The sequence below is a fragment of the Desulfosarcina variabilis str. Montpellier genome, assembly GCF_048565275.1.
GTDB classification, from domain to species: domain Bacteria; phylum Desulfobacterota; class Desulfobacteria; order Desulfobacterales; family Desulfosarcinaceae; genus Desulfosarcina; species Desulfosarcina variabilis.
In genome coordinates this window covers 3993360-4019874 of record NZ_CP159846.1, presented here as the reverse complement: position 1 = coordinate 4019874, position 26515 = coordinate 3993360, and the positions used below count along the sequence as shown (strand labels likewise).

General features: G+C 47.5%; 27 protein-coding genes, 2 tRNA genes and 2 pseudogenes. 10 read left to right on the top strand and 21 right to left on the bottom strand.

The window, feature by feature from the left end:
• The 10 genes and pseudogenes from leuB to Dvar_RS18005 form a co-directional block, all read right to left on the bottom strand.
• Positions 1 to 1083 (bottom strand): 3-isopropylmalate dehydrogenase, encoded by a 1083-nt coding sequence (gene leuB / locus Dvar_RS18050; RefSeq protein WP_419663112.1) that lies wholly within the window; start codon positions 1081 to 1083, stop codon positions 1 to 3.
• Between the two features lie 73 nt (positions 1084 to 1156).
• Complete coding sequence (locus tag Dvar_RS18045; protein ID WP_419663110.1) at positions 1157 to 2422, bottom strand: ExeA family protein; 1266 nt, start codon at positions 2420 to 2422, stop codon at positions 1157 to 1159.
• Positions 2423 to 2446: 24 nt separating this feature from the next.
• Complete coding sequence (locus tag Dvar_RS18040; RefSeq protein WP_419663108.1) at positions 2447 to 3454, bottom strand: TAXI family TRAP transporter solute-binding subunit; 1008 nt, start codon at positions 3452 to 3454, stop codon at positions 2447 to 2449.
• 116 nt (positions 3455 to 3570) lie between these two features.
• Positions 3571 to 3867 (bottom strand): hypothetical protein, encoded by a 297-nt coding sequence (locus tag Dvar_RS18035; protein ID WP_419664262.1) that lies wholly within the window; start codon positions 3865 to 3867, stop codon positions 3571 to 3573.
• Positions 3868 to 3892: 25 nt separating this feature from the next.
• Positions 3893 to 3964: pseudogene (locus Dvar_RS18030) on the bottom strand (hypothetical protein); the annotation flags it as partial.
• A 130-nt stretch (positions 3965 to 4094) separates the two neighbouring features.
• Positions 4095 to 6311: a ferrous iron transport protein B gene (gene feoB / locus Dvar_RS18025; protein WP_419663106.1), complete on the bottom strand. Its 2217-nt coding sequence runs from the start codon at positions 6309 to 6311 to the stop codon at positions 4095 to 4097.
• 3 nt (positions 6312 to 6314) lie between these two features.
• Positions 6315 to 6551: a FeoA family protein gene (locus tag Dvar_RS18020; RefSeq protein WP_419663105.1), complete on the bottom strand. Its 237-nt coding sequence runs from the start codon at positions 6549 to 6551 to the stop codon at positions 6315 to 6317.
• Positions 6552 to 6841: 290 nt separating this feature from the next.
• Positions 6842 to 7993: an SO_0444 family Cu/Zn efflux transporter gene (locus tag Dvar_RS18015; RefSeq protein ID WP_419663103.1), complete on the bottom strand. Its 1152-nt coding sequence runs from the start codon at positions 7991 to 7993 to the stop codon at positions 6842 to 6844.
• A gap of 44 nt (positions 7994 to 8037) precedes the next feature.
• Positions 8038 to 8415 carry an ArsR/SmtB family transcription factor gene (locus Dvar_RS18010; RefSeq protein WP_419663101.1) on the bottom strand — a complete coding sequence of 126 codons (378 nt, stop codon included), beginning with the start codon at positions 8413 to 8415 and terminating at the stop codon, positions 8038 to 8040.
• A 283-nt stretch (positions 8416 to 8698) separates the two neighbouring features.
• Positions 8699 to 9361 carry a class II aldolase/adducin family protein gene (locus Dvar_RS18005; RefSeq protein WP_419663100.1) on the bottom strand — a complete coding sequence of 221 codons (663 nt, stop codon included), beginning with the start codon at positions 9359 to 9361 and terminating at the stop codon, positions 8699 to 8701.
• Positions 9362 to 9660: 299 nt separating this feature from the next.
• Here Dvar_RS18005 and Dvar_RS18000 point away from each other — a divergent pair, with 299 nt between their 5' ends.
• A complete protein-coding gene (locus Dvar_RS18000) occupies positions 9661 to 10083 on the top strand; it encodes a hypothetical protein (RefSeq protein WP_419663099.1) in 423 nt (140 codons plus the stop codon).
• Between the two features lie 3 nt (positions 10084 to 10086).
• Positions 10087 to 10968: a DMT family transporter gene (locus Dvar_RS17995; protein ID WP_419663097.1), complete on the top strand. Its 882-nt coding sequence runs from the start codon at positions 10087 to 10089 to the stop codon at positions 10966 to 10968.
• On the opposite strand, the gene Dvar_RS17990 is transcribed toward Dvar_RS17995, so the two are convergent.
• The 3 genes from Dvar_RS17990 to Dvar_RS17980 form a co-directional block, all read right to left on the bottom strand.
• Positions 10953 to 11510: an alcohol dehydrogenase catalytic domain-containing protein gene (locus Dvar_RS17990; protein ID WP_419663095.1), complete on the bottom strand. Its 558-nt coding sequence runs from the start codon at positions 11508 to 11510 to the stop codon at positions 10953 to 10955. The two genes, Dvar_RS17995 and Dvar_RS17990, sit on opposite strands and share 16 nt — an antisense overlap.
• Before the next feature lie 395 nt (positions 11511 to 11905).
• The gene (locus tag Dvar_RS17985; RefSeq protein WP_419663093.1) at positions 11906 to 12385 is read right to left on the bottom strand and encodes a cache domain-containing protein; all 480 of its coding nucleotides are present in this window, start codon (positions 12383 to 12385) and stop codon (positions 11906 to 11908) included.
• Positions 12386 to 12452: 67 nt separating this feature from the next.
• Entirely contained in the window at positions 12453 to 13028 is a 576-nt protein-coding gene (locus tag Dvar_RS17980) for an acetate uptake transporter (protein WP_419663092.1), read from the bottom strand.
• Positions 13029 to 13458: 430 nt separating this feature from the next.
• Here Dvar_RS17980 and Dvar_RS17975 point away from each other — a divergent pair.
• The 4 genes and pseudogenes from Dvar_RS17975 to Dvar_RS17960 form a co-directional block, all read left to right on the top strand.
• Positions 13459 to 13534: transfer RNA gene (locus Dvar_RS17975), tRNA-His, on the top strand.
• Positions 13535 to 13597: 63 nt separating this feature from the next.
• Positions 13598 to 13674: transfer RNA gene (locus Dvar_RS17970), tRNA-Arg, on the top strand.
• 162 nt (positions 13675 to 13836) lie between these two features.
• The gene (locus Dvar_RS17965) at positions 13837 to 14067 is read left to right on the top strand and encodes a type II toxin-antitoxin system HicB family antitoxin (RefSeq protein WP_419663090.1); all 231 of its coding nucleotides are present in this window, start codon (positions 13837 to 13839) and stop codon (positions 14065 to 14067) included.
• A 108-nt stretch (positions 14068 to 14175) separates the two neighbouring features.
• Positions 14176 to 14295 (top strand): annotated as a pseudogene (locus Dvar_RS17960) (type II toxin-antitoxin system HicA family toxin); the annotation flags it as partial.
• Between the two features lie 951 nt (positions 14296 to 15246).
• Here Dvar_RS17960 and Dvar_RS17955 read toward each other — a convergent pair.
• From Dvar_RS17955 to Dvar_RS17925, 7 genes are all read right to left on the bottom strand, one after another.
• Positions 15247 to 15690: a hypothetical protein gene (locus Dvar_RS17955; protein ID WP_419663088.1), complete on the bottom strand. Its 444-nt coding sequence runs from the start codon at positions 15688 to 15690 to the stop codon at positions 15247 to 15249.
• Positions 15691 to 15938: 248 nt separating this feature from the next.
• The gene (locus tag Dvar_RS17950; RefSeq protein ID WP_419663086.1) at positions 15939 to 16229 is read right to left on the bottom strand and encodes a hypothetical protein; all 291 of its coding nucleotides are present in this window, start codon (positions 16227 to 16229) and stop codon (positions 15939 to 15941) included.
• A 428-nt stretch (positions 16230 to 16657) separates the two neighbouring features.
• A complete protein-coding gene (locus tag Dvar_RS17945; RefSeq protein ID WP_419663084.1) occupies positions 16658 to 17047 on the bottom strand; it encodes a type II toxin-antitoxin system VapC family toxin in 390 nt (129 codons plus the stop codon).
• Positions 17040 to 17279 (bottom strand): hypothetical protein, encoded by a 240-nt coding sequence (locus Dvar_RS17940; RefSeq protein WP_419663083.1) that lies wholly within the window; start codon positions 17277 to 17279, stop codon positions 17040 to 17042. Before Dvar_RS17940 ends, Dvar_RS17945 begins: the two co-directional genes overlap by 8 nt.
• Before the next feature lie 202 nt (positions 17280 to 17481).
• A complete protein-coding gene (locus tag Dvar_RS17935; protein WP_419663081.1) occupies positions 17482 to 18021 on the bottom strand; it encodes a hydrolase in 540 nt (179 codons plus the stop codon).
• Between the two features lie 12 nt (positions 18022 to 18033).
• The gene (locus Dvar_RS17930; protein WP_419663079.1) at positions 18034 to 20145 is read right to left on the bottom strand and encodes a M3 family metallopeptidase; all 2112 of its coding nucleotides are present in this window, start codon (positions 20143 to 20145) and stop codon (positions 18034 to 18036) included.
• A gap of 487 nt (positions 20146 to 20632) precedes the next feature.
• A complete protein-coding gene (locus Dvar_RS17925; protein ID WP_419663077.1) occupies positions 20633 to 21796 on the bottom strand; it encodes a geranylgeranyl reductase family protein in 1164 nt (387 codons plus the stop codon).
• A 112-nt stretch (positions 21797 to 21908) separates the two neighbouring features.
• Between Dvar_RS17925 and Dvar_RS17920 the strand changes: the two genes are divergently transcribed.
• The 3 genes from Dvar_RS17920 (at position 21909) to Dvar_RS17910 (ending at position 23207) form a co-directional block, all read left to right on the top strand.
• On the top strand, positions 21909 to 22343 hold the full coding sequence (locus Dvar_RS17920; RefSeq protein ID WP_419663075.1) for a substrate-binding periplasmic protein: 435 nt from the start codon (positions 21909 to 21911) through the stop codon (positions 22341 to 22343).
• A gap of 86 nt (positions 22344 to 22429) precedes the next feature.
• Positions 22430 to 22801, top strand: a complete 372-nt coding sequence (locus Dvar_RS17915) for a hypothetical protein (RefSeq protein WP_419663074.1) — start codon at positions 22430 to 22432, stop codon at positions 22799 to 22801.
• Between the two features lie 205 nt (positions 22802 to 23006).
• Positions 23007 to 23207 carry a cold-shock protein gene (locus tag Dvar_RS17910; RefSeq protein WP_419663072.1) on the top strand — a complete coding sequence of 67 codons (201 nt, stop codon included), beginning with the start codon at positions 23007 to 23009 and terminating at the stop codon, positions 23205 to 23207.
• Positions 23208 to 23800: 593 nt separating this feature from the next.
• Here Dvar_RS17910 and Dvar_RS17905 read toward each other — a convergent pair.
• Positions 23801 to 24097 (bottom strand): hypothetical protein, encoded by a 297-nt coding sequence (locus Dvar_RS17905; RefSeq protein ID WP_419663071.1) that lies wholly within the window; start codon positions 24095 to 24097, stop codon positions 23801 to 23803.
• Positions 24098 to 24216: 119 nt separating this feature from the next.
• On the opposite strand from Dvar_RS17905, the gene Dvar_RS17900 reads away from it, so the two are divergent.
• Positions 24217 to 26304, top strand: coding sequence for a sigma-54-dependent Fis family transcriptional regulator (locus Dvar_RS17900; RefSeq protein WP_419663069.1), 2088 nt, complete (start codon positions 24217 to 24219; stop codon positions 26302 to 26304).
• The last annotated feature ends 211 nt before the right edge of the window (positions 26305 to 26515 follow it).

The following is a 26515-nucleotide window of genomic DNA, read 5'->3' as shown; positions in this document are numbered from 1 at the left end:
TTATTGACCGCTCTTGATGGAATCGGCCACGGCATCGCCCATCGTTTGCGTACTCACCGATTCGCCGCCGGCGGCAATATCGGGTGTACGCAGGCCGGCTTCAAGCACCTGGGCCACGGCATGTTCGATGGCGTCGGCTGCATCGGCCTGGTTCAGGCTGTAGCGCAGCATCAATGCCGCAGAAAGAATCTGGGCAATGGGGTTGGCAATCCCCTGGCCGGCAATATCCGGGGCGCTGCCGCCGGCCGGTTCGTAAAGACCGAACCCGCTTTCACTGATGCTGGCCGAAGCGAGCAAGCCCATGGAGCCGGTAATCATGGCACACTCGTCGGAAATGATATCGCCGAACATATTGCCGCACAGCAGCACATCGAACTGATGCGGATCCTTGACCAGTTGCATGGTGGCATTGTCCACATATATATGGCTGAGTTCAACATCCGGGTAGTCCTTGGCCGTTTCGGTGACCACTTCCCGCCACAGGACCATGGTGGTCAGCACATTGGCCTTGTCCACCGATGCAACCCGTTTGTTTCTTAGCCTGGCCGCATCAAAAGCCGCCCGGGTGATCCGTTCAATTTCACGCCGGGTGTAGACCATGGTATCAAAGGCGCGCTCGTCCGGACCGCTGCCCTCCCGGCCCTTGGGTTGACCGAAATAAATGTCCCCGGTCAGCTCGCGCACACACAGGATGTCAAACCCGCTGCCAACGATTCTCGGGTGCAGCGGGCTGGCGCTGGCCAGCGCGGGAAACACCTTGGCCGGCCGCAGATTACAAAACAGGTTAAAATGTTTGCGCAGCGGTAACAATGCGCCGCGCTCAGGCTGCTCTGCCGGTGGCAAATGCTCCCATTTGGGTCCGCCCACGGAACCAAAAAGAATGGCATCGCTGTTTTCACACAAGTGCAGTGTCTCATCGGGCAGGGCCTGACCATGACGATCAATGGCAATGCCACCAACATCCGCTTGGGACCAAGTCAACTCAAAACCAAACATTTTTTGGGCGACATCGAGAACCTTGAGGGCCTGTTGCATCACTTCAGGACCGATTCCGTCTCCAGGCAGAACAGCTATTTTAGGCATATGCAACCATCCAAATTCATTTAAGATGTTAATGATAAGCGCGGATCATAAAAGGTTGATGGTAGTTTGTCAACTATGAGTTTTTTTCCTGCTGCCGCTTTTTCAGCACCCATTCGACAGCATCGGCCGGATCCGGCCGCAGGGGGGCGGCATCAATGGCAGGGGGACGGTGGGGCATCCGCAGTGGCCGATCGAGCTCATCTGTCGATGGTACGGTCCAGTCATCAACGGCCGAGCTGGCGGCGGTGCCAGCGGAAAGCCCGGTCGTATCACTACCGCCTTGCGACGGTTGTGTTAATGCGCGGGATGGTGTTTCATCGGAGTGGCTGATCTGCTCAATCCACTTGCGCGCCCGTGCCTTCCATTCAGGCGCGGTAAAATACATCCCGGCGGTGCATGCCACCAGCAACGCTACCCCAATGCCCACCCATAGTTTGGTAAGAGGCGATCGCTTGCCGGCTGATTTCGAAGGGGCTGGCAAGGGCCCCTTGGCGGCGGGATAAATCGGTTGTTGGGGTTTTTCCGGCCTTTTTATCGTGTCAAAGGAGATACGTTCGCGGCATTGCTGAACAACCTTGCGGCTGATGGTACGCTGTTCAAACTGAGAGGCAAAAAACATGGCCAGATCACAAATGATATTGATCTGCCGGGGAAAGCCATTGGAAAAGTCATAGATTTCTTCCACGGCGCCCGCAGAAAAAATGTCGTAGCCGGCACCGGCAACTTTCAGGCGATGGCGAATGTAATCCCCGGTTTCGGTTTGATCCAATGGTTCGATATTGTAAGTGATGGTAATACGTCGCATCAGCGCCCGGTTTTCCGGCTGCAATAGGATATTGCTGAACTCGTTTTGCCCCACGAAAAAAATATTTAACAGTTTGGTGTCTTGGTATTCCAGCTTGGACAATAGACGGATTTCTTCCATCAGGTCCTGCTTGAGCCGCTGGGCTTCGTCGATCAACAACAGGACTGATTTTTTCTCCTGCTGTGCATCGCTAAGAAACCGAGTAAACGGATCGATAAAATCACTTTTTGTGCGTACTTCAATGGGCAGTTTGAAGTATCTGGAAACCATTCGATAGAAATCGTATTTGGTCAGCCGTGGATCCGGAATTTTTGCAGTGTAGACCTTGTCCTTGAAATCTTCGATCAGCCGGTTGATCAGCGTGGTTTTACCCGTTCCCACATCACCGGTTAACAAAAGAAATCCTTTGTTGTCCATCACACCGTATTTCAATGTGGTCAGGGCCTCACGGTGCTTTTCGCCCATCCACAAAAAAGTGGGGTCTGTGGTGATCTGGAATGGTTTTTTATTCAAACCATAATGCGATTCATACATGCTGTTTTCTTCCACTGCGAAATATCAAGGCTGGAAAACGGCCTGGATGGCATTGACGATCGGATTGGACACCCTTTGCGGCTCCTGATGATCGCGTTCATCATCGGCAGACGGCGTGTAATCCAAAACGCATTCGTACGGCTTCCAGCCCTTCATCGATTGATTGATATTGACGGTCTTCCATTTTAGATGGCCATGCTGCTTGAACCACGCTAGGTTTTCCCTGATCAACCAGGCTAATCTGCCAATCCAATGGCAGTATTGGTTTCGGAAATCGTATGCAACGAGAACGGTTTTAACCGATACCGTGTGCACCGCTGCGGCCTGCCAGGGGTAGGTCTCGGAAGGGATCCGGGATGAAGGATAAAATTCGCGGATACGCGCCTCGGTAATGGGCACCAAATGCAGTCCATCACCCGCTGCAACCCAACCCGTCAGCCAATCCACCGGTGCCCCGTCAACGGTTATCATGGCATCGATGCGACCATCCCGGAGCGCCGCCAGTGCCCGCCCACCGCCGATAGCGATCAGTTCCAGCGGCTTGACGTCAGCAATCTCGAATAACAGCCGACTGGTTAAATACGTGCCCCCCTGCTCATTGCCAATGGCGACGCGACACCCCTTAAGGTCACTGAAGGTCTTGATCTTCTCGCTTGCGAGAAGATGTACATCTTTGTCGTACAGTGGAAATATCCATTTAATTTTTTTTGATATCAATGCGAGCTGAGGAGCATTCTCAACCTTATCCACAAAAGCCAGAACATCGGATCCGACCAATCCCAGGTGATGGCCGGGTCGTTGATAAACAGCCATGACGTTTTCAATGTCCCCGCGCGAAGGAAAAACCGTCAAATGAATATCATAGCGGTTGGCCAGGGCACGAATGTCCTGACCGATCCGGTAAGCGGTGCTGTTTGCGTCACCCGTGATAATACAGAGAGAAGGATCATGGTGCGCTGCTTGGCCCAACGTCAGAGAAGGAAGTAGAAATATTAGCGCCAGCCATACCACCTTTATTGTAAATGACTTCATCTAAGGTGATCCTAATCATGGTTCGACCACACGACGTTAGCGTTTACCGGCAATCGTGGTTGCGTCATGCCTGTCCGTTAACAGACCAATCAATCGTTATATTCACACTTGCGATTTTAGAGAAGATTGTGAAACACCTGACAGAAGCCAAGATTCTTTTTTCGCTTCAGGGAAATGACCCGCACCACCAGCGCATGCTTATTTAGAGTATTAGAATAATTGATGATAGAAAAGTCACCCTCAAGAGTCAATATAAAACCGGTCAAAGAAGTGATAATGGTGGAAGGAAAATCAGTGCTGGCGCCGGTTTGATCAAGGCACTGATGAATCGTTCTGGCCAGCGGAGCGGTTACCGGAATTATCGCTGCGAGGCTCACTGCATGAATCAGCCATGTCGCAGCCTGTACAGGCACAGTTACATCCCTTTTTTTGATAGAAACTTTTGTAAAACACCCGCAGCACATAGGCGGCGGCAACAACGACGATCAAAATAGCCAATGCAGTTTGCATCCAATTTCTCCTTTAACGTGCATATGGCGTTGTACAATATTGACGGATTCGTCTGAAGGGCGACTTTTTCCGAATTCATCAATTCGGGTCGGCCGCCCTTTTGTACTTTTCCGCCTCCTGGAAAAACGGGTCAATATCCGATTGCGAGCCCCGTCTGATAAATGATCAAGGCCAGAAAAAAAGCCAGGAAGGTGTTAAACAGCATTGAAAACAGGCCCCATCTCCATGAGGATTCGCGGGAAATGCACACAATCGTGACAAAACAGGGCGCGTAAAACATCACAAAGATGATCATACTCCAGGCTTTCAGGGCACTCCAGCCGGGTTCCCCTGTCAGTCGATCGGATAGGGATCCGGTGGCCTCTGCATCGACCGCACCCAATGAATAAGCGGTTCCAAGTGTGGAAACAATCACCTCTTTGGCGGCGAACCCGCCCAACAGGGCAATGTTGGTACGCCAGTCAAAGCCGGCCAGATGGGTAAGCGATTCGATCCCGGTGCCGATACGCCCGGCCAGCGAATAACGCAAGGCATCTCTTGCCTGCTGCGCATCCACGGCAACAAGATCAGCTTTTAATTGCGCCGCCGGTGCCGATAATGGTTCCCTTTTATCGCCTGAATCAGCGTTGTCTATAGAATTGATCACAGCCGGATCGGCAGCTGCTAAAATGCTCTGCTTTTTTGCATCATAGGACTGCACCGTTTCATCGGGCAGCTGGGGAAATGTCATGGCCGCCCACAACAATACGGAGATTCCAAGGATGACGGTTCCCGCTTTTTTAACGTACTGCCAGGTTCGCTCCCAGGTATGGATCAACAGCCCTCGCAGCGTCGGTAATCGGTAAGGCGGCAGTTCCATTACAAACGGCGTCGATGCCCCGCGCAACACCGTCATGCGCAGAAATTTGGCGGCCAACAAGGCTCCGCCCCACGAAATCAGCGTCAGGATAAACATCATCCGCGCCTGTTGAGAAGGAAAAAAGGCGGCGATCAGCAAGGCAAAAACAGGTAACTTGGCCCCGCAATTCATAAAGGGCGCTGTAAGCAGCGTGGCAATACGCTCTTTGGGGGAGCGCAGCGTGCGGGTCGCCATGACGCCCGGCACGGCACACCCCCCGGCGATCCCTCCCGAAACGATGTAGGCCATCACCGAAGATCCATGCAGACCAAACATCTGGAAGATACGGTCAAGCATAAAAGCCACCCGCGCCAGATACCCCGAATCCTCCAAAATGGCGATCCCGAAAAACATAAACAGAATCAACGGTACAAACCCCAGCACCCCGCCAACACCGTCAATGACGCCGGAGACGATCAATGACTTGAGTAGTCCATCCGGCATCGTTGTGGAAACCAGGTCGGCCAGCCATTCAAATGCCCGCTCACACCACCCGACCGGCACTTCACTGTAGGTAAACACAAACTGGTACAGCACCATGAGTACCAGTAACATGATAATCGGGCCGGCAAACCGGTTGACCAGGACCTTGTCGATACGATCGGATAAAAACAGCCGATTTTTATCGTGACGCTCTTTGACCACCCCTTGCTTTAGCAAGGAACTGATGAATCCATACCGGTGATCAGCGATCATGGCTTCCGGATAGGTTTCCAGGGTCTCTTCGATATGCGCACCAACGGCGTGGGTAATGTCTTCCAATCGATCGGCAAGCTCGGTGTCAGCTTCCCGCCCTTTGTCCAGAATCTGGGTATCGCTTTCCAGATATTTGATGGCAAGCCATCGAGAAGGATAAAGATCCGTTAAAAATTGCCGTTGCTCGATCAGTTTTTGCATTTCCTGGATGGCTGTTTCCAGATCCCGGCCGTAGGAAACCCGCAGTGGTGCCTTGGCAGGCAACTGGCCCACTTTATCCACAGCATCCATCAGGTCCTTGGTACCGAAACCGTTGCGGGCGATAATGGGCACCACCGGCACGCCTAAAAGATGGGATAATTTTTTATCATCGATCTCGACCCCCCGGCTTCTGGCGACATCGATCATATTCAGCGCCACGCAGGTGGGAATCCCAAGCTCCAGAAATTGGATGGTCAGATAAAGATTACGTTCCAGGTTGGATGAATCGACAATATTAATGGTCACCTGGGGACGCTCGTTGACCAGAAAGTCACGAGCAACCACCTCTTCGACACTGTAGGCGGTCAATGAATAGGTGCCGGGAAGGTCCACGATGTGCATCTCGTGGCCGTTACGAACATAGCGGCCCTCTTTACGGTCGACCGTGACGCCGGGGTAGTTGCCCACATGCTGCCGTGAGCCGGTAAGGGCATTAAAAAGGGTGGTCTTCCCAGCATTGGGATTACCACCCAAAGCAACACAAAAAGTCATGGTTTAACCGCCTACCTCTACCTCAATGTGATCCGCCTCGCTGTTGCGCAAGGTCAGGGTAAAACCTTTTACGCGCAGGGCGACGGGGTCATAAAGGGGGGCCCTGCCCTGAATTTTTATTTCCGTTCCCGGTACCAATCCCATGTCCCGAATCCGGCGCCCCAATTCGCCGCCCACTTTAACACTGGAGATGGTGCCTTCCTGATTGACGTGCATGTTACGAATATTGATCTTGCTCATCGGTTCTTGGATCCCTTTAGAAATTGTGATCATCGTAAAAAGTTAGGTATTCCAAACTTTCAATGCTGTCAATAAAAAAATATGTCCGTTGGAGAAAAAGTAAAGGATGGTTTTAAGGGGTGATGGGTAATCGGTGATCGGTGATCGGTGGTCGGTGATCGGTGGTCGGTTGTCGGTAAAGCTTTCGTAGCTGTTTAGGCTGAAGGGTGCAAGAATTCAACCCTTCCAAGACCCCAACAAACCCAACAAACTCAACCAACCCACCGGGTTGGTGTTTAGTGGCTGCACCCTCAGGTGCTGCCGGAGCAATGCTCCGGGGGTGATATGGACTCGCCTGCATGGGGGTGTGAATCGTGGGTGTGACTGGCGGCAGAACCAGAAAACCGGCTGCGCAGAAACCGGCCTACTGGTTTGATCGACAGAATCAAAATAAAGATGGCACCGGCCAGTTCCACACCAAAAGGAATGGCTTCGCCGGCCTGGCCCACCATGGCCCTGGCTGAAATCCCCAGGGCGGCGTAGAGCTGATCGACCAAAAGGCCGAACACCACCGCGCAAATCGCAATACCAGACAGGTAAATGGCCATGGCCCGGCCACCTAAGATGCGAAACAGCACCGTCAGCGAAGTTATATTGGTGGCCGGTCCGCTCATCAGAAAGACCAGTGCCGCGCCAGGGCTCACCCCTTGCAGTATCAATGCGGCGGCAATGGGCGTGGAAGCCGTGGCACAGATATAAATGGGGATGCCCACGACCAGCATGATCAACATGGCGCTGAACCCGCCGCCCATATAACGGCTGAAAAAGGTTTCCGGAACCAGCACGGTGATCATGCCCGACAGCAACAGACCGAACAAAAACCAGATGGCCAGGTCCCCCCATACATCCGTAAAAGCAAACCGCAGCCCGGCAACGATCTTTTCCCCCATGCCGTGGTGATGACGATGCACCTCGGGGTCACAATCCTGCCCATCACAGCAGCCATCCACCGGACACGACAGATCAGGAATGACGGGATGCGACGTATCGGGTTTGCCAATCAGATTTTCGGTAATACCGGCAGCAAAAGCGGTAAAAAAGGCCGCCACGGGTCGGACGATGGTCATGATCGGGTCCATCAGGGCATAGGTGATGGCCATGGAATCCACCCCCGATTCCGGGGTAGAAATAAGAAAAGATGTCACGGCGCCATTGTTGGCCCCCTGCTTCTTGAGGGCCGCGGCGGCCGGCAGTACACCGCAGGAGCATAAAGGGATGGGAATGCCCAGTAAAGAGGCTTTGAGCACAGATCGAAATCGGCCCTTGCCCAGATGCGTCGAGACCACGCCAGGGCTAAGAAAGACCCGCAACAGGCCGCTGGCAAGCAGTCCGAAAAGAATGAAAATCGAAGATTCCAAAAGGATGTGCCATGATTGAAGTAAAATGTTGACTAGCGTGTTCATTCAATCCCCTTTTGACAACGGATATCACCACCCCTTGTCTCGCACTATTGTTCACGAACATGTTCCAGACCAACCGAGACCAGATCAAGCACGTGGTCGTCATCCAGTGCATAGTAAAGCACCTGACCATCACGACGGGAACGGACCAGGCTCAATTCACGCAATCTGCGAAGCTGATGGGAAACAGCAGATTCGCTGATACCAATGTAAGCGGCAATATCGCAGACACACATTTCCCCGCCCCTTAAAGCCATAATAATGTTCAGCCGGGTGGGATCACCCATGATTTTAAAGGTCAGGGCCAACCGATCCATTTCTTTTGCACCAATGGCTTCAGCCCTGGCCCGGGCCACCCGTTCCAAATGCACCACCCGCGCCCCGCAGGTTTCACTTGAACAAGGCATAACCGCTTTTTTTTTCACCACCAACCTCCTGACCCAGATATATGAATATCTGTTCAAATATACAGATATAGAAGCTGTTGTCAAGCAAAGGACCGGATTTTCGCTGTTGGTTGGTTAGTTGGTTGGTTAGTTGGTTAGTTAGTTAGTTAGTTAGTTAGTTAGTTAGTTGGTTGGTTAGTTGGTTGGTTGGTTGGTTGGTTGGTTGGTTAGTTGGTTGGTTGGTTGGTTGGTTGGTCGATAACAGCTCCGAATTTCATCGTAGGGGCGAAAAATTTTTCGCCCTTACAATGTAGCGCTGCGCTTACAGATGGCCTATGCCGGCACGCAATTGGCGCACCTTTTCAATGGTGGAATCAGGCAAGGTACTCACGGGGTTTCCAATCGATAATGCGTGGTAGTAGGCTTGCGCGGTCTTTTCCAGAAGCTCGGCGTTTTTCCAGGCGTCCTTTAGGGATTGGCCCAGATTGAGCGCGCCGTGATTTTTCAGGATAAAGCAGTTGCAGCCGTTATCCACCGTCTGCTTGACATTCTCCACCAGTTCAGGCGTTCCCGAAAAAGCATAGGGCACAATGTCCACGGTCTCGCCAATGGCAAGGCAGACCTCGTCAAAAAGCGCTGGTATGGGCTGGTTGATCAGTGCAAAAATGCTTGCATAGGTCTGATGCGTATGCACCACGGCCCCCACATCGCTGCGGGTCTGGTAGATACCGGCATGCATGGCGGTCTCGATGGAAGGTGCCAGGTGGCCGTCGATCCGGTTGAGATCAAACCCCATTACACAGATGTCTGACGGCACCAGATCCATGTACGGCCTTCCGGATGGCGTGATGACCAGCGCCGGCTCGTCGGGAACACGGATGGAGACATTGCCACCGGCACTGAGCAGGGTTCCAAAAAAGCCGTTCTGGCACAACCATTGACAACAGGTGATAATATCCTTGCGATATTCAAGGTACCGATCCATTTTCTCTCCTTTTTCTCTCTATAGTGCGTTTTTCCGGCGCCGATAGCCATCGACCGACAGGGTAACCGCATTAGTAATATTTTGAGGATTTGAATTTTTTGCCCAACGCCGGAATCGGGTGAAAGGCGCCGTTTCTGGATGGGCACTACCTAGCGTTGAATATCTCAACAGCTTGCCTCTTGGTCCGTCACCATGTATCATACCTATTTTATTTCATACAACCATACGATGAGCAGGCCAAAAGAGCACAACGGACGTGCCGTTGGGTCGGCTTCTTTATCACACTTAAGGATTCGAATATGGAAAAAGAAAAACTCGTTGAAATCGTCAAACAACGGCTGGCCCTGGAGGGAGAGGAACTGTCGGCGGTCATGAACACCCCCAAGTTCCAACGTTTGTTTGAAAACGCGGCCAACGCATCACGCTACCGCCTGGTGGCGGAAGTCGTGGAATCCAAGGGGTGTCATTCGGGGCATGTGGTTGGACAAAAGATCATTTTTGATAGTGCCGGCAATCTGATGACCCGTCAATCCCCCAAACGCATCTGCGCCTTTTTGATGCCGAATCTGACCGTCCTGATCAACGCCTTTTTTGAAAATCTGATGAACGGCAGGGATCCCAACGAAGTCATGTTCAATCGGACCGGCTGTTTTGATGTCGGCCCGCTTTGCGGTGGCTGGGGCCATATCCAGGTCGAGATGCGCGCCGAACAAAGAGAGTAATCAATGAAACCTCACATGGATCTGACCGGTTTTCTCGTAATGGTTCTTCTCACGCTGCTTTGGGGAATCAACTACCCGGCCGTCAAGATCGCCAACACCGGATTCGCTCCGGTGTTCAACGCCTTTTTACGATCATCGATCGCCTCCATTTTCGGTATTATCTACTGTCTGTCCATCAGGCAGCCCATGTTCCACAGGGACATCCGTCTTTTTCACGGGTTTGTGGTGGGACTTCTTTTCGGGCTTGAATTTGTCTGTATTTACTGGGGGATGCGCTATACGGATGCAGCACGGGCGGTGATTCTGGTCAATTGTTCTCCATTTGTGGTTGCCATTGGCGCATCCTTTTTTCTCGGGGAAAAATTAAGCCCTTTGAAAATGGCAGGGCTTGCACTGGCTTTTACAGGTGTTTATCTGGTGTTCTGGGGGAAGCCGAAAACATGGAACCCATCCATGCTTACCGGTGATCTCCTTGAGATCATCGCGGCGGTGTTGTGGGGATCGACGACGATCTATATCAAAAAATACCTTGCCCCAACGGTTCAGCCGATCCATACCTTCCTGTATCAACTGGTATTTTCCGTGCCCATCATTTTGGCCTGTGCGTGCACCCTGGAATCCACCTGGATTATCGAGATCAACACCCCTGCCGTACTGGCGCTTCTTTTTTCCTCGGTGATCGTCGCCTTTGCCTCTTACCTGACCTGGTTCAAATTGATCCATGTCTATCCGGTATCCGAACTGGCCGTCTTCACCTTTTTAAGTCCTGTTTTCGGGGTTGCTGCCGGTGTTTTCTTGTTGGGCGAGCAGCTCACCCTGGGGTTGGTCTTAGGGCTGGTCTTTGTCAGTGCCGGCATCTACGTGACCCATTACCGGAGAGCTTGAGGCTGTCCTGGGGCCACCGCCCTGATCCACCGGTAAGGGGCACCAAGGGACGGATCGACTATAGGTAATGGCACAAAATGTGGTTCAAGCATCGCATTGTTTTCAATGGATATCGAAGGATTGCAAACCACAGCATTTTCTGCCGGGATAGTAACATACTCAGCAAAGCAGCCATCAAAATGCAGGCCAATGGCCTTTGTATTCAGACAAAGATTGGCTTTTCCATCCAGGCATAATGGGCATGCATAGCAGGCAACATGACTTTCAGCGGAGACGAGTTCACCAATCCGCGTGTTGCTGATCCCCTCCCCGACATCTACAATTTCACCACAAAATTCATGCCCAATGATCACTGGGGGCTTCATTCGTGCTGCGGCAAAATCAGCCCACGCTTTGATATGCACATCGGTTCCGCAGATGGCTGCAAGGTGCACTTTGATCAGTACTTCACCGGCATTTGGAGATGGTATTTGCTTTTCCTGTAATTCCAGACATCCCGGACCTGCGGCGGCTTTGACAATACACTTCATAAAATCATTCATACTGTTTTCCTAAAGAGCTCCGTTCAACGTTTCGATTCTGGTTACTTTTCAATTCAAGACAGCCAATCGCCGCGATTAGATATCATTATGCCGTGTAAAATTCAATGAGGTTCAACAGATTGTAAACACAGCACAATTTAACTAACAAGACATCTTTAAAATAGACAATAGAACCTATTTCTACCTAAACTGGGCGATTGTCGAGCTTACCGCATATACAAGGCAGATGTCTTTTCGCTATAGTCGCCTATGCGGGGAGACATCTAACGCCGGAGATGTGGTGAGATCGGCAACCCCGTCAGGGGTTCAAATTTTGGGAGGTAATGATAACCTATCGTATAACCATGCTTACCCATTTTCATGTATACCAAAATTTGAATCGCCCAGTTTAGGTTCTAATAAATCATGCCCCCCACATACACCCCTGCCCCCACAAACAAATCCTGATTCGGCACCCGATAGATATAGGTCAATTTTTTAGAAGGTGTGTTTTTGCCGGGTTTGGGCCACATGTATTCCACCCACCCGTGACCCACCTTTCGCGCCAGGTTGACAAAGTGCACAAACAGGGCCTTGTCGGTCGGGTCGGTCATCAGCAATACATGTTCCTGTTTGGTAAGTTCCGGCTTGAACGGATGGGCCAGCATCTTGCCATCCAGATTCATCAAAAAAACATAAGAATCCTTCCATACAAACATGCCTTTGGGATTGGAAACTTCCTTGATCGCCGCGTCCAGGCCTTTTGAAGTGATCATGGCTGCCGCTTCGTGGCATTTGATCACACACTCGTCCTTTGTCGCCGATTGCTCTGCCCACCCATTGACGGCCAAGAAGCCTGCAATCAGGCAAATTGCGATGATTCGATATTTTTTCATACCATCCTCCGGTAATGGATTCGAGTTGATAGGATGTTAGCAAAAAAGCCGAGGTTTGATGTATCCATCATGCTTTGGGTTTGATCCATGGTTCACCGACAGGTAATACGTCTCTGCCAAAAATCTGGGCGTAAATGACATGGGCCATCATATAAAGGGCCGATGCAGCACACAGCATCAGTTCATAGCCGGCCACCTTGGTCAGCGAGGGAAACCCAAAGTGCGCCAGGTCCAAGAGGATAAACCCGATCAACAATAAGGTAAACGTGGTTGCCATGGCAGCATGGATTCGCATGGCGGGAACCCACAGGATCGCCGTGTAGACGGTCCAGGAAACCAGAAACCACCCCACGTCCGATGTGCTGGCGTGGTAGATGTTAAAATGATTGAGCATGAAGATCACACCTAGTGCAATCCAGAATGCACCGTAGGATACAAACGCACTGTATCCGAAGTTGTTCCCGCACTTAAATTCCTGATACCCGGCAATCATCTGCGCCAGGCCGCCAAAGATAAAAGCCATTGAAACGATCGGTCCGACGCCGCACCACCCCACGTTATGAAACTGCAATAACAGCGTCGTGATGCCGAATCCCGCCAAACCGACAACACCCGGATTTGCCACTGGCGTTTCATTTGCCATAGCCTTTGCTCCTTTCCTGAATAGTTGAAGTCCTTTTTGCCATTTCGTTGCAAGGGTACGAGAATAATAAAATTAGGTTCAGATATCAGCGGAGGGGGCACGACCTGGAATGAAAATCATTTTTCTGAAAAAACCAGGCTCAGATTGAGCGGGTCGCAATGAGCGATTCAATGTAGAATAAGGTAAGAACGGTTCTAACTTCTTATAATGAAATAATATGGATTGAGTTTGATGGTCAAGTACCAATGAAGGGAAGACCGGACATGGCTCGTCATGCCGGACCTGATCCGGCATGCAGAACAGATTGAAAACAATTGTTTTCTGATTATCTTGGAAGGATACCAGATTAAAATCTTCGATTTTTTCCAGGACTTCAAAATTAATGGTTGAAAAGCACGAGCCAATTTGTTAGGTATTGTTGCTTCTTATGGTGGGTGTAGCTCAGTTGGTAGAGCATCAGGTTGTGGCCCTGAGGGCCGTGGGTTCAAGTCCCATCACTCACCCCATAAAACTAAAAAGGCCATTGCACCACGCTACTTTGCAATGGCCTTTATTCCTTTTTTGCCTACGCGCCCGTAGCTCAGCTGGATAGAGCGCCGGACTTCGAATCCGTAGGCCGCAGGTTCGAATCCTGCCGGGCGCGCCAATAATTTAAAAGGGTTACAAAGCTTGGCTTGTAACCCTTTTTTGTTTTTAAAGCATCCATGGCAACTTTATCTCCACTGATTGATTACCGATTGATTTTGCGTTAGATTAGCCACATCTTCTGCAAAAGGAATACTTATTCAATTATTATGGGCAAGGGGACATGGAAAAAATTATCAATATTCATATCGAGAAACTCCCTGAGGGTTTGTATCTGGCAACATCAGATGATTTGCAGGGGCTTGTGGCCCAGGGACGAACGGCAACCGAAGCCTTGGAGATCGCCCGCGATGTGGCTCGCAAGCTGATCGAGGCACGAGCAGAGCGTGCCGCCAAAATCAAACTTACCACGATTTCCGATTCATTTGATTATCCATTAATTGTGAACGCATGATATGGGGCGCCTTTCTGGTTTTTCTTACCGACAAATCACCAAACGTCCAAGGCATTAGGCTTTGCCTTCGATCGTCAGGCGGCCGGAAGCCATGAGGTTTGGTATTGCGAGCAAACCGACCGGTATACAACCATCCCCAACCACCCCGGTGATATGCCCGAAGGTACACTGCGGGCGATATTACGACAAGCCGGCATTGATCCGAGCGATTTTTTGAAAACGAAGTAGATGTAATTCAGATCAAACAAATGGGAGGAATTTAAGACCGTTCTATGGTCCTTTTTTCTGCGCGTAAAAACTTTCCTTTTTTTACTACTGAAGAAATTCTGTAGTGATTGTTAGTGTATAACACCCTGAATTTTGGCGCGCTATTCTTTATATTTAAATGGAAAAGGCGTCCCCATCTCACTTTTTTAATAGATGATTCCTTAAAACGCTCTTTTTGGCTCCAAAAACATCAATTTAAGACAAAAAAACGACCCTATTTTTAACCTAAACCCGCACCAATTAGGCATCCTGCTTGGTCCGACCCGATCTCGGCCGATCTCGGCCATCTCGCGTGCTTTGACGATGGGCAAATGCCTGGCATCGGTGATGGTCATATTTTCGGTATCGAACGGTGGCATCTGCCCCTCCTTTTTGAGCGCGATGGTAAAGGTTCGGGTAGTGTAGCAGCAACTATTTGAAATGTCTAGATATTTTTATTTCATGTAAATACAATACGTTATATTTGATATGGTGTTGTTTTTGCTGAGTAATAAATTGTTTAAAACCTATGCGTAATGGGTGCGGAATGTAAGATTAAATCGATGTTTTGGGGTCGAAAATAGCGATTTAAGAAATCATCATCAGATAAAAGATCTGAATTTGAGAATATGGATGGCGGTTGAGGACTTTTTTTTTCATTAACCGCCGTTTCCTTTTCCAGGGCGGCAGGCGCGAATAAATATTTAGGCAAGCGCCAACGGCTTTGTCCCCTTACGCAGTCATGCCATGCTTTTTGCCCTGCCCTTTCGGCGCCGGTCTCGGGTACACACTATACGCAACATTCGATCCCGGTCGATAGCGCGGCACGATTTGACATCCACCACACTGATCCAAACATCTATTGACCATGAGCACGACAATCCCCAATATTGCGGTGCCTTTGTACTTCTGTGGCGGCCATGATCATAAGAATCAGATAATCGAAATTCTATCATGTCTTTCAATCATCTTGCCCCAGAACCCGTCGCTGTAATCCATTATTACCAATGCATCCCAATCTTCAGGAATGGAATCAATTACTGCTTTAACCATTTTTTCTCCATATCCATTCGTTGAAGAAGTTATCTCGTAGAATAAAACTGACTTTTCAGTAGGTTTTAGTATCAGATGCACACCGATTGCGGTTGGATGGTACGGTGTTGAAATGGGGATTTTCGCTTTTCCCTTGATGGCAATGGCACTGGAGGCTTGAATGTCGGATGGTGTTACACGGACATACTGAATCAGGTCTATTTCCAATAGGTGATTAACTGTTCGATCCATTACCGGATGAATCTTTTTAACGCCCGCCGAGACAAAAATTTTCTCACTTTCTGGCAGTTCTGCTTTCCACGCCTCAATCGTTATATTGCTCAATTGTAGTGCCTCATCGATGACCTTATCAGTACCGCCGGATATAAAAAACCAGAGTCCATTGCCTGAGTGTTGCCAGCACTATCCTGAAATACAACATATACGACGAAATGCCTTTGAAATCACAAATGACCTTGGCATTCAGTAGTTCTACCCAGAAAACTTCCACAGCTGTTGCCGAATAATTGACGGAATGGATTTCGAAGAATTTGCTGTTTAGTCGACTGAAAACGCTCTGAAGGTGGGATACATCACCATCCAGATAAATCCAGTTTTTTTCCTCTAAGAAATGTATCCAATGCCTCAATAACCACACCGGTTACCGTATTTCCATTTTCATTCGCATATCTCTCAACCCGTTCGGCTAATCGGCATGGAACTTGGATTGTAAGTTCCTGAGTTTCGGCAGGGTTAGGAACAGATTTGGATAATTCATTCATGGCATTCCTCTTAGGGCTGATGGTAATTTTCTTTAAGTAAACTGGGCGATTCAATTTTTGGTACACATGAAAATGGGTAAGCATGGTAAGACGATCGGTCATTATTGTCTCAAAAAATCTGAACTTGAGAATACGGACGGCGGTGGCGGATTTATTTTCATTAACTGCCCTTTCCTTTTTCAGGGCGACAGGAGCAAAAGCCCCTTATGCCCCCCCCTGGATTTGATCCTTTGAGGCAGTCGAAGTCAGCTTTTTTTACCTTGCCCTTTTTAGTGCCAGCCGGGGCCCTGATTTGGCATAAAACCCAACCCCGGTCGGTAGCCGGCAGGCGGATTTCACTTTTCCGCTTTGACATCCCTCCAAACCGGGAAAGCATTTTCAAGAATACGATGTGACGGATGGATCATGGATGAGCTCTTCTGGGCAGGTCATCATTTTTAATCCAGTGTGTTTATAGGCTCCTTTCAAACCGAGGGACAAATTCCCCTTATGCGTCCTTGCTCGGACAGCTCTTTTGGGCGGTATTCTTTTCATTCTAAGACTTGAACGAACCTTGATCTGCTGATTACCGGATCGTTAGTGATTATGGGCAGGCCTAAATACTTTGCGGTGGCGGCAATCAATCGGTCGTGTAACTCGGGGATATCGTCTATTTCCGATGCCGTTTTGAGGATCTCGAAGTTGAGCGGTTCGAATTGATAATTTTTGCTCTCCATCAAGTCTTCAGTCTGTAAAAGGCCGACTTGAATACGGTTTTTCTCAAATAAATAGAGAACTTCCATTAGAACAATGGCTGGTATGATGATAGTTGTATCTCCTTTATCGGCCGACAAATACGCTTGATGGGCGGCATCGTTGATCACTTTTTTACCCATCATAAATTTTACAAGCGCTTGGGTATCGGTCACGTAGCTACTCATCGGCGAACTCTTGGTCGACATGTTGCCATGTTTGTGTCTTAAACCGCTTCAGATCGGAAAAATCGATATCACAACCCTTTAAGATGCCCTGCAGTTTGAGCACCTTTTGGGGCTTAAGCTTTTTTTGATGCCGCATAAAATCGACGAAATCGGCAATTGAGGCCAGCTCTTTTTCTGACAATCCAGCAAGCTTGTTGTAAATTTCATGTTTAGTAAACGCGGCTGTATTCATTGTTTCACCTTTTTAAAGCTTTTTTTGGGTCTTACCAAGCTTTGATTTTTCCTCGATGTAGGGCATCGGCATCCTGGTCACATTCCGAGCCCGATTAATATTCCTAAATATAACGCAAAAATACATGGTAATCAATCGGCGATAGGGGGTGCTCGTCAATACCACGGCGTCGCGGATTCATTTGCGACTTTTCATAACCTTTCTACTTTACAATCCCAAGAATCTGCTTGAATGTTTCACCTTCCGCCACCTTGAGCAGTTCAAACAAAGCGGTTTCGACACTGGTCAATCCGACCCCATGGTCTTTCATTTTCTGCAAGCCGATTTCCTTGTTGATAATGGTTCTGGAGGACACGGCGTCCACTGCGACCTCAACCGTATACCCCAGGTCCACCAGATTCACGGCGGTTTGATAGACGCAGATGTGTGTCTCAATACCGGTGATCAACACCTGCTTTCGGTTCGATGATTTCAATGCTTGCATAAAACGGGCATTCTCGCAGCAACTGAAGCTCATTTTGCTGATCGGTTGAATGTTGGACAACAGCCCAGCTATAACAGGTACTGTCGGTCCGAGGCCCTGGGGATTCTGCTCTGCCCATAGGATCGGAAGGCCTAATGCCTGAAACCCTTTGACAAGTTTTTGGACGTTCTCGAACAGAAACTCTTTCTCGTGCATCAGGTTTGCCAGCTTGCCCTGAATATCGACAATCAATAGGGTTGCGTCTTTGGTTTTGAGCATGATTGATTTCCTTTAATCCCTGGTTACAGCGAAAGCGCTTTTCAGCCCGTTGTGCCGCAGCAACGCATCTGTGCGTGGTTCGCGGCCACGAAAATCATGAAAGACCTTCATCGGGTCACAACCGCCGCCACAGGCCAGAATCGTATCCCGGTAACGGCGCCCCAGTGAGGCGATGGCGGCCTCGTCTTCCAACCCGGCTTCTTCAAAGGCGGCAAAGGCGTCAGCGCTGAGCACTTCTGCCCATTTGTAGCTGTAGTATCCCGCGGCATAGCTACCGGCGAAAATGTGGTTGAATGAGCAGAGAAATCGCGATTCGGGCAGTGGCGGCAGCGGATTCAAATCCCGGGCGATCTGTTGGTGCACATCAAACGCGGTTGTCTTTGCGTCTGGATCGTAATCAGTATGGAGCATCATGTCGGTCATGCCGAATTCTAGTTGCCGGATGAACATTGAGCCGGCGCGGAATGTGCGGGCGGCGCAGAGCTTTTCAAACAGATCGTCCGGCAAAGATTCACCGGTCTCGAAGTGCTTTGTCATGCCGATGAGGGTCGGTTTGTGGTAGCACCAATTTTCCATGAATTGGCTGGCAATTTCCACCGCGTCCCATTCAATACCGTTGATGCCGGCGGCATCCCTGTAGTCGACCGTTGTCAGCATGCCCTGCAGCCCGTGTCCGAACTCGTGAAAAAGCGTTGTTACCTCATTGAAACTCATCAGCGACGGACGGCCATTTGCCGGTGGCGTGCCGTTGCAGCACAAATGCACCACCGGATGCCGCAACTTGCCATTGATGATGCAGCGGGCAAGACAGTCATCCATCCATGCGCCACCGCGCTTTTCCTCCGGCCGAGAGTATGGATCGAGGTAAAACCAGGCAACGGTTTCATCGCTTTCGTTTTTGACACGATGAAATTGCACGTCCTTGTGCCAAACCGGTGCCACTGCGTCAGCCTTTTCGAATGTGACACCGAACAATCGGGTGCACAATGCAAACAGCCCTTCAATCACGCGGGGCAACGGAAAATAGGGGCGCAATTGCTCATCGGTGAATCCGAACCGCTTTTCCCGAAGCCGTTCAGCCCAGAACGGAACATCCCAGTGGGCCAATGGCTCGGCCTGGCCTGAGGTCCGGGCCAGTTGCCGCAGTTCATCCAGTTCTTTCCTGGACGGCTGCCGGGCGGCCTGCACCAGCTCCGAGAACATTTTGTCAACGGCCGCCACGTCCGGCGCCATTTTTGAATCCAGACTGAGTCCCGCGTAATTTTCATAACCGAGCAATTGCGCCTGTTTTCTACGCAACAATAGGATTCGGCGAATCAAACCGGAATTGTCCAGCTCACCGCTCGAGGCGCGCAGAATGTGGGCGCGGTATACCTGCTCCCGGTGCGTTCGGTTCCGGTGATGTTCCATAAAAGGGACGAAACTGGGATAATCGAGCGTAATGCGCCAGGGGCCACTGTTGGGGGTGGCGGTCGGCGATTCTTTGTTCACTGTATTCCAGGATTGCGCTGCAATCTGTCTCAGGGTTTTGGGCCAGCCCTCGGTGGCTTCAGGATCGCTGATGATGAAGTCAAAAGCCTTGGTGGCATCGAGAACATGGTTGGAAAAGTCCGTTTTCAGTTGGGATAGTTCTTTGACGATGGCATTGAATTGTTCCTTGGCCTCTCCTCTCAATCCAACACCGGCATGGTTGGCGGCCCGGATTTTTTGTTCGATAATCCGCTGCTGGGCTTCATCAAGGTCCTGCCAGCCATCTCCATCACGGATGGCTAAAAGCCCCTTGTAGATCGCAGGACTCTGGCGGACCCGCAGGCCGAACTGAACCACATCGGCCAGCACAGCCTCGTGGGCTTTGCGAAATTCGTCCGAATTTTTCACACCCATCAAGTGCGAAACCACCCCCCAGCTGTATTCGAAAGGTATATCCAGCTGTTCCAAAGGCCCCAGCAATCCGGTCCAGGTGGGCACCAGGTGCGCTTCCAGCTGGTCGACCTGTTCGTTGACACGCTTTAAGATTTCTTGAATGGCCGGGATCACGTGTTCCGGCTTAACCCGGTCAAACTGCGGAAATCCGGTTTCGACCAGCAGCGGGTTATCGGTCTGGTTATTATTTTCCTGATTCACAGCTGATTCCTTCCAAAAATATTAGACTGACAATTAATTTAAAGCCTGGAGCCTGAGCGCTCATTTTACAACTGAAGGATCCAAAAAAGAGGATAGCTCTATCCAATAAAATTTGGCGCAAAAGATCAAGAGGACAATTGAAGGGCGGCACCGATGGATGAAGCCATTCAATCAGATTACACGTTTCTCTCTATCCTTTTCATTTTCTTGTGCCGCACTTCCCTGCGATCCAATTCTGCGTTACTGAATCGCGAGGTGAGAGAAAGGGCCATCCCGGTACACACCTCCATGACCATGTAAATGTGGCCGGTATCCATCACGGGGGCCAGTTTTTCTGCGACTGGTTTTGCAGGTCAATGGACATCCCACTATTTTGGAGATGATTTTTGATGTTTTTGGGGCCGAAAAGAGCGGTTTAAAGAATCATCTGGAAAAAGTATCATGGAACTTATGGTTTAAAACCAAGTTTCAAATTATAATGATGTCTTTATTTAAATTTGATTAGGTGTCCAATTGTATGACCAAAGGCTTTATTAATGAGGAACTTAGAATAATTATTGTAGTCAATTTCATCAGCCATAAGATCCATATGCTTTTCTATAGTACTTTTGCTCTTACTAATTACATTAATGAAGTATTTCTGTGCTAATTTTGAAAAAATGAAATTCTTTAAAAAGTTCGCAGTATCCAATCCTTTGGCAATTTGATAATATTTCTTTTTATATATTTCCAAGACATCATCAGAACATTCTGAAGAAATTGATTCTATAATAGAATCAGCTGCAAGCTTTCCGCTGAGCCTTGCAAATGCAATTCCTTCCCCTGTTATTGGATCAACTAAACCGGCAGCATCACCAACCAATAGTGTTCTTCCAAAACCGGGTCTTTTTTTATATTTTCCGAAAGGAAGATAGTGTCCTTTTATATTGGCTTCAATATTGTTTTTCTTTGTTAGCATAAATAAAAAATTTTTAAATAAACTTTTAATATTTTTATTAGCTTTCAGCAACCCACCAACACCTATTGTGACGCTTTCTTTTTTTGGAAACACCCAACCATAACCCCAATTGATTACTCCAAAATAAATTTCCGGAGATTCAACTTTTCTGTCAAAATATTTTTTTGAAAATTGAGCCTCTATACCAAATGCAAGATCTTTTTTATAGATCTTTTTATTAAATATTGATCGTGATATTGAACTCATCACCCCATCAGCGCCAATGACAAAATTTGACTTTATTATATTTCCATTTTTTAAAATGACTTCTTTTTCATTAATAGAAACAACTTCCATATTTTCAAATAACCTTGCCCCCTTTCTTTCAGCTGACCGTATAAGAAAGTTGTCAAATGTGTTCCTTGATGTAAAATAAATAGGGGGACAATCTTCAATTGAATTTACAAATTTATCGTTATAATAGAAAGATGCACCTCTTGACGTTACCTCAATAACTTCATCCCATTTCTCATCAAATATTGAATCATATACTTTTTTACATCTCCCAGTAATAAGTCCACCGCACAATTTTGGCCTAGGGAATTTATATTTATCTATTATGGCTACATTCGCACCTAAATTTGATAATACATAAGCTGCAGTTGACCCAGCTGGACCGGCACCGACTATCACTACATCATATTTAGCACTCATTAGAATTTATTTCTTTCTCTTTTATATTTTACCTAAACTGGGCGTTTCAAATTTCTTCGAATTACAGATTGTGTTGAATTGATTTTGTATTTCGAAGTTTTTCCTCATAAATTTGAAATCCGTTGGGATTGCTGATCTCACCTTTTTTTATGGTCCTGCAACCGCCGATGAAATTAAAGTTGGAGTTCACATTCATAGCCCTATTGTTTTCCATAATTCAATAACAAACGAGCCCGATGGGCCGGGTGTAGACTATATCAGGGCCATGATCAAAGAAATGGGACACACGGCAGAAATCATGGTTCTCCCGTTATCTCGGATCATGTTGTACTTGAAGACCAGCCAAATTGATATGACTTTGGAATTTGGCGAAACTGAAGATCGAAAAGCTTTCGTGTATTATTCAGATTTACCGGTATTAATTACTACCCCATCCCTTGCCGTCCTCAAAGGAAGTAAACCAAGCAAAATCAATAGCATCAAGGATTTAAGAGGAATAACAATGATTGAAGATTACTTAAATGAACTTAAAAGACAAGGCTTTTAATAATCATCTAAGGCTTCAATATGATAAATTATTGCATTTTCCCAAAATATAATTTGATTGCAATTTGCAATTGGGGTGACACGCCTGTGCAAGAGGTTTTAGAATTCAGCCGGAATCTGCGGGCCAATCCGCTTTATTCCAAAAGGCTCGATGTAATCATTGATAATTCCCAATTGAAAACTACCTATACTCAGAATGAAGTTGGCATCATGAGCGAACCAGAAAGAAAAACCAGCAATCTGAATAATAAAATTGCCATTATTGCCCCTTCGGATATTCATTATGGCATTAGCCGAATGCATGACACTGTGGCAAAAATTAATAAAAATACGTATAATATCAGTGTCTTCCGCGATGCAAGATCGGCATTAAAATGGCTCAACAGAACAGAGATTAATATTGAAAACGTTTTCAAAACACTTCAGGAAGAATATTCCAACAAAATGGAAAAGCGTTGAAGGGAGATGGGTTCTAAAATTAGATCTGAAGTGAAGAAAGTTCAAAAAAATAACTTGCTATCATTTTATCTTGTTATATTATGGAATGATTGCAAAGGGGCTTCCGGTTTTGGTGGCCTTGTTTCAGATCAAGGGTTTGTCTAATTGCTAATATAAAACCTTGAGTTTGAAACATTTTTCTATTATTTTTAAGGAGAACTTTAGTATGGCAAGTGGTATCGTGAAGTGGTTTAATGACAGCAAGGGTTTTGGTTTTATCGAGCAAGAAGATGGGCCTGATGTTTTCGTTCATCATTCGGCAATCAATGCTACCGGATTCAGATCTCTTTCCGAAGGTGACCGGGTTACCTTTGACATTGAGCAGGGCCCCAAGGGGCCGGCAGCAGCCAACGTCACAAAGGTTTAACGCCTCGTTATTTAATTTATGAAGGGGTTCCTTCAAAAGTTTGAGGGAGTCCCTTTTTTTGGTTCCTCGCTATTTTAAACTGAAATAATTATAAAATAGAGCAAGGAAAGTGGACGTGGTATGGAAAATGTGGTTGATGGCAAGATAAAGAAAGGGCACAGCTAAAATGACTGTGTCCCTTTCATCTTTAGTTTTTATAGCATGCCACTAATTTTAGATCATCTTCCTTCATTGAAAAAGTCCTATAGCAAATGGCAATTGGGCCTTTTGCTAATTCAGTTTTCTATGTATTTTCATCAAATTATCGGTTAATTACTGCGATAGGTTCTGTATTTCGCAACCGCCTTCATCTTATTCAGAGTGTAATAGCCCTCCCACTGCAATTTCGCATTTCCCACTATTTTAGCAGCCTAAATCAGCATAGTGTCGCCGGATGCTTAATTGGTTCTGATTTAGGTTAAAAACAGGGCCGTTTTTCGGCCTTAAATCTATGTTTTTGGGGCCAAAAAAGTTCGATTCAGACCGTTATGCACGATCCCCAGTGACGATCCATCTCAGGGTTTTAGGAAGAATAAATACAGGTCTAACCAGCTTTAATCATGATGTTTTAATCCATGTGCGGTTTTAAACTCATGCCATTCATCATGGTCAATGTTTCCGTCTTGATTTAAATCGATGGCGTCGAATACTTTTTTTTCTGCGTTTTGAAAGTGGGCTGCAAATTCGTTCCAGTTCACAAGGTCATCACCATCTGTATCGATATTGCCAAAATGAGCGTTAAACGAGTGGGGATCCGGCATGTCGGTGCTGTGGTATTTTTTATGGTTTGAACACCCAACGGTTAAAGATGCTAAAACGATTAGCATACAGAGCAAGTAAAATCGCTTCATGTGTAACCTCTCTGTTTAAAAATTAACGTTGTAATATTTTATCGGAACAGGATATTACTTAAACACTAATTTCGTATGGTCTTCAGTCAAGTGTAAAAATGAAAGGAATGACAAAAGATTTGAACAAAGATAAAAAGGATCATACCGAAGTCGTTGAAAGACAGTTTAGGGTGCTAAGCAGTCTTGCCGAAATGAATAAGAAAATCCATTCCACCATGAAAATGGAACGGCTTTTCCAGATTATGGTGGAACTTGCCGTCATCGGCGTCAACTTCGAAAGGGGGCTGATCTATCTTCTGGAAGATAATTTTCTCCGTTGCGTTGCTTCCCTTGATCGTATCAAAAAGGATAAAGGCTTTATTGTTAAAAACTTGAAGGGCTTTGATATGGACGAAACGGCAGTTGAAGTATTGTCCGTCCAGTCCGGCCGATCGATTTATGTGAGCGATGCATGGACAGATAAAAGGGTAAGCCGCAAACGATTGAAGTTCACCGATTCAAAGGAGTATTGTGCGGTTCCATTGATCGGCCGTTCGGGCGTCCTGGGTGTGTTGACCGCGGATAAAGTTTACAGCCAGAAACCAATTATGCCTGAAGAAATCCAGACCCTTGAACTATTTGCCGGCCATATCAGTCTTGCCATTGAAAATGCCGCTCTTTTTGAGGAAAAGGAACGATTTACCTTTTTGCTTGAAAAGAAAATATCTGAAAGAACGCTGGAACTGGCCCAAACCAATGAGCAGTTACAGCTAAAGATGAAAGAGCTGACCACCCTTTTCGAGATCTCTGGCAGTCTGAATAAAAATATGGGTGTGAATGAGGTACTCGAGCTTACCCTTTCCCTGGTTAAGGGGTTGGGCTATCCGATCTGTGCGGTTCATCTGTGGGAGGACGACAGGTTTGGGCGGGCATTTCATATCGGGCTGGATGATGAATATATGCAAACAGAATTCCCATTGCTGGAAAAGGAATTCCAAAAAACGGTACTCGAAGAAACGGAGGCTTTTCTACTAAATGACAAGCTTTCTAAATTAATTGTACCGTTGCGGTCAAAAGAAAAACTCCTTGGCATTCTTGTGGTCTTCCTTTTAGAAGACCATGCTTTCGGAAAAGAGCAGAAAAGTTTTTTTTCCGCGTTTGGCTTGCAGGTCTCCATGGCCCTTAAGAATGCCCTGGCGTTTCAGGAGATCCTTGATCAAAAGAACCAAATGGAAAATTTGTCCCGAAAGCTTGAACAGGAGAATATCTCCCTTAGGGAAAAAATGAAGGCAGAGCAGGAAAATAAATTTGTGATCGGCAAAAGCCCTGCCATGAATACAGTCATGGAGCTTGTGCAAAGCGTTTCTTTTACAGACACAAGTGTCATTATCTATGGTGAAACCGGCACCGGAAAAGAATTGATCGCCAATACGATCCATGAGATGGGCAGTCGCAAGCTAAAGCCTCTGATCAAGGTTAATTGTGCCGCCATTCCTGAAGAGTTGCTGGAAAGTGAGCTATTTGGTCATGAAAAAGGTGCGTTTACCGGTGCCCATGAAAGGCGGACCGGTATGTTCCAGCTTGCACAGGGGGGCACCATTTTTTTAGACGAAATCGGAGATATTTCCCTCAAAACACAGGCCAAACTTCTCAGAGTGCTTCAGGAGAGTGAAATTCAGCCTCTCGGATCGCCTACATCCACAAAAATCGATGTCAGGGTCATTGCCGCAACGAACAAGGATTTGAAAAAAAAGATAGAACAGGGAACATTCCGTTCTGATCTGTTCTATCGACTTAATGTATTTCCGATTACGATGCCTCCCTTACGGGACAGGTTGGAGGACATTCCCAGATTGGTTGAGTTTTTTATCCAAAAATACAGCCATCTAAAAAGAGGAAAAGCCCATATCGATAAGGATGTCATCGGGATTTTTCTGAAATATGCTTGGCCCGGAAATATAAGAGAGCTTGAGAATATCATTGAACGCCTGATGATTATATCGGGTTCAGGTAATATCACCATTTCCGACCTGCCGCGGGAGATGTCTGCGGATACGACGCGCAACGTGCCTGTCAGGCCTTTGAAAGAAGCAGTTTTTAATTTTAAGAAGAGCCTTGTCAGACAGGCCCTCTCAGAGAGTTCCGGCAAAAAATCCCATGCGGCCGCAATGCTGGGAATGCCCCGGTCAAACTTTTCAAGACTTTTAAAGCAGCTTGGCATCACCTGAACGTCAATGTTATCAAATTGATATCAATCCAAGATGCGTCATTTTGCTCCTGATTTTCGAATTTATTATATATTTTTAGATATTTATATCTATTTGAGTCGTCGGTTTAGCGGGTTAAATACAAGTGGAAAAATAAATAATTATCGTTTCGATAGCACTTTTAGCTATCAAAACGATAATTATTTATTCGGGCATTTTTAAAAGCACAATC

Coding starts and splice junctions, on each gene's coding strand:
- leuB (WP_419663112.1), bottom strand. CDS start 1,083: ATGCCTAAAATAGCTGTTCTGCCTGGAGACGGAATCGGTCCTGAAGTG.
- Dvar_RS18045 (WP_419663110.1), bottom strand. CDS start 2,422: ATGTATGAATCGCATTATGGTTTGAATAAAAAACCATTCCAGATCACC.
- Dvar_RS18040 (WP_419663108.1), bottom strand. CDS start 3,454: ATGAAGTCATTTACAATAAAGGTGGTATGGCTGGCGCTAATATTTCTA.
- feoB (WP_419663106.1), bottom strand. CDS start 6,311: ATGACTTTTTGTGTTGCTTTGGGTGGTAATCCCAATGCTGGGAAGACC.
- Dvar_RS18020 (WP_419663105.1), bottom strand. CDS start 6,551: ATGAGCAAGATCAATATTCGTAACATGCACGTCAATCAGGAAGGCACC.
- Dvar_RS18015 (WP_419663103.1), bottom strand. CDS start 7,993: ATGAACACGCTAGTCAACATTTTACTTCAATCATGGCACATCCTTTTG.
- Dvar_RS18005 (WP_419663100.1), bottom strand. CDS start 9,361: ATGGATCGGTACCTTGAATATCGCAAGGATATTATCACCTGTTGTCAA.
- Dvar_RS18000 (WP_419663099.1), top strand. CDS start 9,661: ATGGAAAAAGAAAAACTCGTTGAAATCGTCAAACAACGGCTGGCCCTG.
- Dvar_RS17995 (WP_419663097.1), top strand. CDS start 10,087: ATGAAACCTCACATGGATCTGACCGGTTTTCTCGTAATGGTTCTTCTC.
- Dvar_RS17990 (WP_419663095.1), bottom strand. CDS start 11,510: ATGAATGATTTTATGAAGTGTATTGTCAAAGCCGCCGCAGGTCCGGGA.
- Dvar_RS17985 (WP_419663093.1), bottom strand. CDS start 12,385: ATGAAAAAATATCGAATCATCGCAATTTGCCTGATTGCAGGCTTCTTG.
- Dvar_RS17980 (WP_419663092.1), bottom strand. CDS start 13,028: ATGGCAAATGAAACGCCAGTGGCAAATCCGGGTGTTGTCGGTTTGGCG.
- Dvar_RS17965 (WP_419663090.1), top strand. CDS start 13,837: ATGGAAAAAATTATCAATATTCATATCGAGAAACTCCCTGAGGGTTTG.
- Dvar_RS17950 (WP_419663086.1), bottom strand. CDS start 16,229: ATGACCGATCGTCTTACCATGCTTACCCATTTTCATGTGTACCAAAAA.
- Dvar_RS17945 (WP_419663084.1), bottom strand. CDS start 17,047: ATGAGTAGCTACGTGACCGATACCCAAGCGCTTGTAAAATTTATGATG.
- Dvar_RS17940 (WP_419663083.1), bottom strand. CDS start 17,279: ATGAATACAGCCGCGTTTACTAAACATGAAATTTACAACAAGCTTGCT.
- Dvar_RS17935 (WP_419663081.1), bottom strand. CDS start 18,021: ATGCTCAAAACCAAAGACGCAACCCTATTGATTGTCGATATTCAGGGC.
- Dvar_RS17925 (WP_419663077.1), bottom strand. CDS start 21,796: ATGAGTGCTAAATATGATGTAGTGATAGTCGGTGCCGGTCCAGCTGGG.
- Dvar_RS17910 (WP_419663072.1), top strand. CDS start 23,007: ATGGCAAGTGGTATCGTGAAGTGGTTTAATGACAGCAAGGGTTTTGGT.
- Dvar_RS17905 (WP_419663071.1), bottom strand. CDS start 24,097: ATGAAGCGATTTTACTTGCTCTGTATGCTAATCGTTTTAGCATCTTTA.